The organism is Oleiphilus sp. HI0123, assembly GCF_001635315.1.
In genome coordinates, this window is record NZ_LWGE01001581.1 from 1 (window position 1) to 1,091 (window position 1,091).

General features: G+C 43.6%; 2 protein-coding genes. One reads left to right on the forward strand and one right to left on the reverse strand.

Annotated features, from left to right (window positions below):
* Nucleotides 1-131: 131 nt before the first annotated feature.
* The gene (locus tag A3761_RS21220; protein WP_068553552.1) at nt 132-725 is read left to right on the forward strand and encodes an SIS domain-containing protein; all 594 of its coding nucleotides are present in this window, start codon (nt 132-134) and stop codon (nt 723-725) included.
* Nucleotides 726-753: 28 nt separating this feature from the next.
* On the opposite strand, the gene A3761_RS21225 is transcribed toward A3761_RS21220, so the two are convergent.
* Nucleotides 754-1,091, reverse strand: a 338-nt coding sequence (locus tag A3761_RS21225; RefSeq protein ID WP_068750828.1) for a ClpXP protease specificity-enhancing factor SspB, incomplete at its 5' end; no start/stop codon positions are given.

A 1,091-nucleotide genomic window follows, 5' to 3' on the forward strand; every position in this document is an offset into this window, starting at 1 on the left:
GATTTGATGTTATATCTATCAGCCAGAAAGAGAACAGCTTATCCGAGCAAATTCATTGGCACAAAGCTGCATTCGATGCATCTTATTGAGCTCAGTTTATTACCTAAATCACCTAAAACGGTTAACTAGAAATGTCCGAACTATCACCACTATCAAACTACCTATGTGAAGCTGTTGATTCTGCCGCAGCAAACCTTGAAGCACTTAGTGAAAACCTGGAGCAAGCTTGCAACCTAATTACACAGACACTTCTGAGCGATAAAAAACTGATTATTTGCGGGAACGGTCTATCTGGACCAATCGCAAGCCTTTTAACAACCTGCTTAATGAACCAACAGGAATTCGAACGCCCAAGCCTTCCTGCGATCAATATTTCTATCGATTCCACAACTATTTCTGCTATTGCGAAGGACGGCAATTACAACCTTAGCTATGCCAAGCAAATTAGAGCCATTGGTTTCGAAGGAGACACCCTGATTGCACTATCTATCGATGGCAACTGCAGCAATATTGTTCAAGCAATTCAAACCGCGCACGAAAAGGACATCAAGGTAATCACACTTATCGGTCATAAAGATGGGAAAATTTCTGCGATAAAGCAGGGACAGGATGTTGAAATCCAGCTAAACACCAATTCGGTAGCGCGAGCGATGGAAGCTCAACTTATGGCAGTTAATGCCATGTGCCACCAAATCGAAAATCAACTTTTTGGTGGCGCATTTTAGTTAAGAAAGCCTAGAACAGGCTTTCTCTTTATTTAACTATCTTTAGAGAAGGCTTATGAGGCAGGTGTTCTGCCGCTTTCTTCCCTTCATCTTGTGGGTCATTCGGACTCGGCGGCTCTGGAGCACCAGGCTCAGCCCCGAACACCATACCCTGTCCATTTTCTTTTGAGTAAATCGCCATAATAGCTACGATAGGAACGTAGACCTGCATCGGAACGCCACCAAAACGCGCTCGAAAACTAATAGCCTCTCCATCAATTAACAGCTCATTAACCGCACCAGGACTAATATTGAGTATAATTTGCCCATTCGTGACATAGTCTTCTGGGACACTTACACCCTGGATACCGGCATCAACGACGATAT